Here is a 6871-nt window from a genome sequence, read left to right as displayed (position 1 = left end):
GGGCGGGGCGACGGGGGCTAGAGGCCGTTCGAGGTGAGCCAGTCGAGGAGCACCCGCTCGAACTCGTCAGGGAGTTCGACGCTCGGCAGATGCGCGGCGTCGCGGAAGGTGCAGCCGCTCGCGAAGGGCAGCGTCGACAGCAGGTACTCGTACTGGGCGAGCGCGGGCGTCACGTCGAACTCGCCGACCGTCACGAGCGCGGGAACCTCGATATCGATCACCCGGTTGCTCGCGGGCGGTTCGAGCGGGATCGGGATCGGGTTCTCCTCGGCGTGCACGACATTGACCCGGTTGAGCGCGTAGGCCGTCGACACGAACTCGGGATCGAGGGCCTTCTCGTCCCTGGTCGTGCCGATCGCCCACAGCGCGACCTCCAGCCGGGCGAGCCGGTGCCAGTCACGGGCGTCGAAGGCCTCGTCGAGTTCGTCGAACCGGGCGTCCTCGAGCTCGGTGAGCTCGACTTCGGGGAAACCGCTCGGGCCGGACCCGATCGTGACGAGCCCGGCGACCCTGTCCGGGCTCTCGAGGGCGATGTCGATCGCGATCGACCCTCCGCGCGAGCAGCCGACGAGGGTCGCGGACGCGATGCCGAGATGATCGAGCAGCGCGACGGCATCCGCCCGGTTGGAGAACGCGACGTTCTCGGTCGTGGTCTGCCCGAAGCCGCGCGCATCGAACCGCACCACGAAATGCCTGGCGGCGAGGGCTGCGACCTGGGGGTCCCACATGCGCAGGTTCGCGATGCCGGCGTGCAGCAGCAGGATCGCCGGCGACGACAGCGCACCTTCGGTCTCGTAGTACATCGACGCACCCGGAACGCTGAGATGAGGCATGCTTCGAGCGTACGGCTGTGGCGTGACCGCTGGCAAGACTCGCGCTCTCCTGCAGCAGAACTGTCCCCTAATCTGGGAGTAATGAGCGGCGTCCTGGTCGGGTTCTCCATCATCGGATTCGTGATCCTGGTGGGCTACCTCATCGAGCGTGCGGGGTTCGCTGGCCCGACGGCCGGGTTCGTGCTCAATCGGGTCGCCTTCTTCGTGGCGATGCCCGCGCTGATGTTCACCGTCCTGAGCCACACGGATGTCCGGGTGCTGTTCTCCTGGTTCCTCCTGACCACCCTGTGCACCGTCCTGGTCATCGTCGTGGTCTACCTCGCGGCCAGCCGGTTCCTCGTGCGCCGCAGGGCGATCGGTGGGAGCCGGCGCCGGGACCGCGTGGCGGAAACCGCGCTCGGCGTCGCGGGAGCCGGCTACGTCAACGCGAACAACATCGGCCTGCCCGTAGCGATCTACGTGCTCGGCAGTGCGCACTACGTCGCCCCGGTGCTCCTCCTGCAGCTGCTCGTCTTCGCGCCGATCCTGCTCGGCATCCTCGACGTCGCGACGAGCGGCCGGGTCTCGGTCCGGTCGATCCTGACCCAGCCGTTCCGGAACCCGCTGATCCTCGCCTCCCTGTCCGGTCTGATCGTGGCCGTATTCCGGATCCCGATCCCGGACGCCGTGTTCGCACCCCTCGACATCCTCGGAGGGGCCGGTGTCCCGATGGTCCTTCTCTCGTTCGGCATGTCACTGCGCGGCGACCGGATCCTGCGACCCGGCTCAGGGAGGAAGCAGGTCGCGCTCGCGGCGACGCTCAAGGTGGCCGTGATGCCGGTCGTTGCCTGGGCCTTCGGCCGATTCGTCTTCGGGCTCGGCCCCGCAGAGCTGTTCGCCGTCGTGACAGTCGCAGCCCTGCCGACCGCGCAGAACGTCTTCAACTATGCGGCCCGGTACGACCGCGGCATGGTCGTCGCCCGCGACACCGTGCTCGTGACGACGATCGCCGCCATCCCGGCGTTGCTCGTGATCGCGGCCCTGCTCGCGCCGGCCGCCTAGGCCTGCGGGTGGTCTAGACCTGTGGGCGGCGGTAGGCGGATGCCGGCGGCCGGGTCAGCCACGGGCGGAGCCACCGCGTGATCCACGGCATCACGAGCAGTGTCATCGTGGGCGCCATCACGAGGGTCGTCATCAGGATGCGGGGCACGATCGGGTAGCCGCCCCACTCGGGGATCGCGAGTGTGACGAGGAAGGTGAAGACCACGTTGGTCGGGAAGAAGCCGAGGCCGATCGCGACGGTCTGCTTCCACTGCGAGGGCTGGTAGATGCCCGAGTCCGCGCCCTCCTGCGGGGTGTCGAACCAGCCTTCGATGCCGGTGCGCTTCTGCACGCGGGCGTCGAGGATGTAGTCGACGCCCTGGGCGAGCCACTCGGCGCGCTCATCGGAGCCTTCCCAGGCATCCAGTGAATCGGAGTTGTCGAAACGGTAGAGCATGTGCCAACTGAGCGAGTCCGCGCTCGTGCGCACCCAGCCGGAGCCGAGGAAGCCGGGGAACGCGCTCGCGAGGTCCATGCCCTGCTGGGCCCAGTGGGTCGCCTCGGCTATCCGGGTGGGTTGCACCCGGCGCGTGATGGAGACGGTGACGGAATCGGACGGCCCGGCCGCCGCCGGATTGCCGTCGTTCCCCGGCGATACGGAAGACATGCTTCCAGTATCCCCGACGGTCGCGTCATCCGGCGAGGGGTCAGAAGATCATCGGGCGGTCGTCGTCCTCGTCGTCGAGGGTGAGGTCGACGACGACGGGCACGTGGTCGCTCGGTGCGTCGCCCTTGCGTTCGTTCCGGTGGATGCTCGCGGCGGTGACGAGGTCGGTGAACGCCGGTGAGCCGAGGATGAAGTCGATGCGGAGGCCCTCGTTGCGCGGGAACCGCAGTTGCTTGTAGTCCCAGTAGGTGAAGCCCTCCGGAACGAGGGTGCGCACGGGGTCGGTCAGCCCTGCGGCGGCGAAGGCCTCGAAGGCGGCCCGTTCCGGCGGTGAGATGTGCGTCGACACCCCGGGGACCAGCGTCGGGTCGCCGACGTCGGAGTCGAGGGGGGCCACGTTCCAGTCGCCCATCAGCGCGAGGGCGAGATCGGGGCGGGCGGCGAGTTCGGCGCGGGCGTGCTCGTCGAGCTTCGCGAGCCAGTCGAGCTTGTACGCGTAGTGCGGGTCGTCGAGCGCGCGCCCGTTCGGCACGTAGAGGCTCCAGAGCCGCAGGTCATTCACCGTGACCCCGAGCGCACGGGCCTCGAGCGGCAGCCCGGGGCCTTCCTGGCCTTTCAGGAAGCCGGGCATGCCGGGGAAGCTCGTTGCGACATCCGTCATAGGGTGCCTGCTCGCGAAGGCGACGCCGTTCCACTGGCTGAGGCCGTGGATGGCGAGCTCGTACCCGGCCTCTTCGAAGACGTCGGAGGGGAACTGCTCCGGCTTGCACTTGATCTCCTGCATGGCGAGCACGTCGATGTCCTCGCGCACGAGCCAGTCGACGACACGGGCGGAGCGGGCTCGGATGGAGTTGACGTTCCAGGTGGCGATGCGCATGCGCCCAGCCTATTTGACGGATGCCGGCTTCGGGCCGACCTGCGCGGCCAGCGCCGCGAGCACGTCCGCCGGGGTCGCTGCCGACTGCAGTGCGGCGCGGAAGGCGGGCTTCATCAGGGCGCGGGACAGCTGGGCGAGCACGGTGAGGTGCTCGGTTCCGGCCGCCGCCTCCGGAACGGCGATCAGGAAGATCAGCGTGGCCGGGGTGCCATCGGGCGCGTTCCAGGCGACGCCGTGCCTGCTGCGGGCGAAGGCCAGGATCGGGGCGCTCACGCCGTCCGATTTGGCGTGCGGGATCGCGATGCCGTCTCCGACGGCCGTGGTGCCGAGCTTCTCGCGGGCGAGGGCCGCCTGGATGACGACGCCTGCGTCGGTGACGCGGCCGGTGGCGCCCATCCGGCCGACGAGGGTGCGAATCATCGCGTCGGTGTCGGTCTCGGCGGCGTCGAGCACGATCGTGTCTTCGTCGATGTAGTCGAGAACCGTCTTCGGTGCCGGTGCCGGGGCCGGGGCCGGTGCCGGCACTGCCTGTGGTGCCGTCGAGACGGATGTCTCCGCGGCGGCCTGCCGCGTGTGGCGTTCGGCCCTGCGCGCGGACATTCCGAGGAGCAGCAGGGAGACGAGGGCGGTGACGACGGCACCGATGAGCAGGGCCGCGAAGTACATCGGCACCCCGGAGACGGCGCCGAAGACGGCGACGATCGGTCCGCCGTGCGGCACGGAGTCGGTGACCGCGAAGAGGGCTGCGATGCCGCCGGCGACGGCTCCGCCGAGCATGTTCGCGGGGATGACCTGCAGCGGCTTGGCGGCGGCGAGCGGGATGGCGCCTTCTGTGATGCCGAAGAACCCCATGAACAGGGCGGCGATCCCGGCCTCACGCTCCGGCTTGGAGAAGTAGCGGCCGCGGATCAGGGTGGCCAGGCCCATCCCGAGCGGCGGGACGGCGATCGCGGCGGCGACCATGCCCATCGGGGCGGGGTTCCCTGTCGCGATCAGGGCGCTGCCGAAGAGGAACGCGGTCTTGTTGACCGGGCCGCCCATGTCGAAGGCGACCATGGCGCCGAGGATCAGGCCGAGCACGATCGCGCTGCCGCCCTGCAGGCCGGTGAGGAACGTGCTCATGGTGGAGAAGACCCAGCTGATCGGCTGGCCGAGGGCGAGCACGAAGGCGCCGCCGACGATCACGGTGGTGAGCACGGGGATCACGAGGATCGGCATGATCGGCTTGATGTACCGGTGCACGGGGATTTTCTTGATGCCGAGGGCGACGAAACCGACGAGGAACCCGGTGACGATGCCGCCGATGAAGCCGGCGCCGGACTCGGAGTGGTAGAACGACCCTGTCGTGGCGATCCAGCCGCAGATCATGCCCGGCGCGAGCCCGGGCCGGTCGGCGATCGCGTAGGCGATGAACCCGGAGAGGATCGGCACCATCAGGGTGAAGCCGAGCACGCCGATCTGGTTGATCGTCAACCAGAAGCTGCCCTCCGGGATGACGAGACCCTTCGGGGTCGCCTCGCCGCCGAGGGAGAGCGAGATGGCGATCAGCAGCCCGCCGACCACGACGAACGGGATCATGTAGGAGACGCCGTTCATCAGGGCGCGGTACAGGGTGCCGCCGACGTCTGACCTGCCGGTGGTCGGGGCGGGGGTATTCCCGGCCGAGCCGTCGGGTCCGTCGGCGGCCGCTGACGGCGCGGCGGCGAGGGCCTCCCGGATCAAAGCGGCAGGGCGGTGGATGCCGTCGGCCACCCCGACGGAGATGATCCGCTTGCCCGCGAAGCGTGACGGGTCGATCCTGGTGTCTGCCGCGATCACGACGGCGTCGGCACGGTCGATGTCGGCCGGGCTGAAGGCGCCTTCGACGCCGACGGAGCCATGCGTCTCGACCTTCATGTCATAGCCGAGTTCGGCCGCCGCGGCCGATAGCTTCTCGGCAGCCATGTAGGTGTGCGCGATGCCGGTGGGGCAGGCCGTGAGGCCCAGGATCAGGAGTCGATGTGGTGCTGTTGTCGCGGTGAGGGGTTCGGGCATGGCTCGAGAGTCCTTCCGGGCCGAGGTCGACCGGAATCTCCGTGAACACCGCAGCTCAATTTCATAAGCTTAACTAACTTTATTTCGCCCCGCGAACGAGGGTGGCTCGTGAGGTGTCGCACATCGACGTTCACGTGACGTGGGAACTTCGATCTGCGACGAGTCGGGAAGAGCCGGGACCTCCGGGCGGTTACGGGACGTGACAGGATCGAAGGATGAGCGGAAAGCGGGACCGGTGCGCGGCGAACTGAGCGTTTTCGCCCTCGAGGGGATTCCCGAGGTCGCGGCGGGCGCCGACCTCGCCGGGCTGATCCTCGCCGCTGCAGAAGTCGCGGCCGCCGGAGTCGCTGGGGGCACCCTGCTGAGTGACGGCGACATCCTCGCGGTCACGAGCAAGATCGTCTCCAAGGCCGAGGGCCGCCTGCGCGCGGCGGCCGACCGCGAGCAGGCGATCACCGAGGAGACCGTGCGTGTCGTCGCGACCCGCGCGTACCCGGGTGGCGTGACCCGCATCGTCGAGAACCGGCAGGGCCTCGTGATGGCCGCGGCCGGCGTCGACGCGAGCAACACCCCCGAGGGCTTCGTGCTGCTCCTTCCGGCCGATCCGGATGCCTCCGCCCGCGCCCTCTGCGCCGCGGTGCGGGCACGCACCGGGCTCCGCCTCGGTGTCATCATCACCGACACCGCTGGGCGCCCCTGGCGCGAGGGCCAGACCGACATCGCGATCGGCGCGGCCGGCGTCGCCGTGCTCGACGACCTGCGCGGCACGACGGATGCCGCCGGCAAACTCCTCAACGTCACCGCGCCCGCCGTCGGCGACGAGATCGCCGGCGCCGCCGACCTCGTCAAGGGCAAGGCGAGCGGCAACCCGGTCGCCGTGATCCGGGGGCTCGGCCGGCTGGTCCTGCCGCTCCCGGCCGCTGACCCCGTCACCGCCGGATCGGGTGTTGTCGATCGCGGGGCGGCTATTCTGCTGCGCCCGAGCGAGACCGACATGTTCCGGCTCGGCAGCGCGGAGGCCGAGGCCCTCGGCTACACCAGGGGCTACGCGGCCGGACTGGCCGCCGGACTCACCGCCGCGGAAGCCGACCTGCCGTGAGCTGGGTGGTCGTGGTTCCGGTCAAGGGAAACCCTGGCGCGAAGACACGCCTCGGCGGCGCCGGCCCGGACCGTGCCGAGCTCGCCGACGCGTTCGCCCTCGACACCGTTGCTGCCCTCGCCGCAGCCGCCCCGGTCCTTGCCGTCTTCGTCGTGACCGGGGACACCGTCCTCGGCGCGCGACTCGCCCGCCTGGGCGCGCACATCGTCGCCGAGGTTCGGGACCCGGTCGACCCGCTCAACGCCGCGATCGACGTGGGACTGGCCGCGGCCGCTGCGGAGTTCCCCGCTGCGCACCGCGCCGTCATCACCGGAGACCTGCCTGCCCTCACCGCGGATGAC

The 6871-nt window shown here is 70.1% G+C and carries 6 protein-coding genes and 1 pseudogene; 3 read left to right on the top strand and 4 right to left on the bottom strand.

Annotation, left to right across the window (positions count from 1 at the left end; translation table 11 throughout):
• Positions 1-17: 17 nt before the first annotated feature.
• A complete protein-coding gene (locus tag QN357_RS16760; RefSeq protein ID WP_134560373.1) occupies positions 18-833 on the bottom strand; it encodes an alpha/beta fold hydrolase in 816 nt (271 codons plus the stop codon).
• A gap of 81 nt (positions 834-914) precedes the next feature.
• Here QN357_RS16760 and QN357_RS16755 point away from each other — a divergent pair, with 81 nt between their 5' ends.
• The gene (locus QN357_RS16755; RefSeq protein WP_322141086.1) at positions 915-1874 is read left to right on the top strand and encodes an AEC family transporter; all 960 of its coding nucleotides are present in this window, start codon (positions 915-917) and stop codon (positions 1872-1874) included.
• Between the two features lie 13 nt (positions 1875-1887).
• Here the strand turns inward: QN357_RS16755 and QN357_RS16750 are convergent, their stop codons facing one another.
• The 3 genes from QN357_RS16750 to QN357_RS16740 are packed head-to-tail and all read right to left on the bottom strand — an operon-like array spanning position 1888 to position 5431.
• The gene (locus tag QN357_RS16750) at positions 1888-2520 is read right to left on the bottom strand and encodes an antibiotic biosynthesis monooxygenase (RefSeq protein WP_322136807.1); all 633 of its coding nucleotides are present in this window, start codon (positions 2518-2520) and stop codon (positions 1888-1890) included.
• A gap of 40 nt (positions 2521-2560) precedes the next feature.
• Positions 2561-3397, bottom strand: coding sequence for an exodeoxyribonuclease III (locus QN357_RS16745; protein ID WP_322189111.1), 837 nt, complete (start codon positions 3395-3397; stop codon positions 2561-2563).
• 9 nt (positions 3398-3406) lie between these two features.
• The gene (locus QN357_RS16740; protein WP_322189113.1) at positions 3407-5431 is read right to left on the bottom strand and encodes a fructose-specific PTS transporter subunit EIIC; all 2025 of its coding nucleotides are present in this window, start codon (positions 5429-5431) and stop codon (positions 3407-3409) included.
• A 199-nt stretch (positions 5432-5630) separates the two neighbouring features.
• Here QN357_RS16740 and cofE point away from each other — a divergent pair, with 199 nt between their 5' ends.
• Positions 5631-6530 carry a coenzyme F420-0:L-glutamate ligase gene (gene cofE / locus QN357_RS16735; protein WP_322189115.1) on the top strand — a complete coding sequence of 300 codons (900 nt, stop codon included), beginning with the start codon at positions 5631-5633 and terminating at the stop codon, positions 6528-6530.
• Positions 6527-6871 (top strand): annotated as a pseudogene (locus QN357_RS16730) (2-phospho-L-lactate guanylyltransferase); the annotation flags it as partial. The gene cofE and the pseudogene QN357_RS16730, both read left to right, overlap by 4 nt.

The organism is Cryobacterium sp. RTC2.1, assembly GCF_035018685.1.
Classification (GTDB): Bacteria; Actinomycetota; Actinomycetes; order Actinomycetales; family Microbacteriaceae; genus Cryobacterium; species Cryobacterium glucosi.
Note: the sequence above shows the minus strand (reverse complement) of the source record. Positions and strands in the feature narration are given on the sequence as shown.

Coding starts and splice junctions, on each gene's coding strand:
- QN357_RS16760 (WP_134560373.1), bottom strand. CDS start 833: ATGCCTCATCTCAGCGTTCCGGGTGCGTCGATGTACTACGAGACCGAA.
- QN357_RS16755 (WP_322141086.1), top strand. CDS start 915: ATGAGCGGCGTCCTGGTCGGGTTCTCCATCATCGGATTCGTGATCCTG.
- QN357_RS16750 (WP_322136807.1), bottom strand. CDS start 2,520: ATGTCTTCCGTATCGCCGGGGAACGACGGCAATCCGGCGGCGGCCGGG.
- QN357_RS16745 (WP_322189111.1), bottom strand. CDS start 3,397: ATGCGCATCGCCACCTGGAACGTCAACTCCATCCGAGCCCGCTCCGCC.
- QN357_RS16740 (WP_322189113.1), bottom strand. CDS start 5,431: ATGCCCGAACCCCTCACCGCGACAACAGCACCACATCGACTCCTGATC.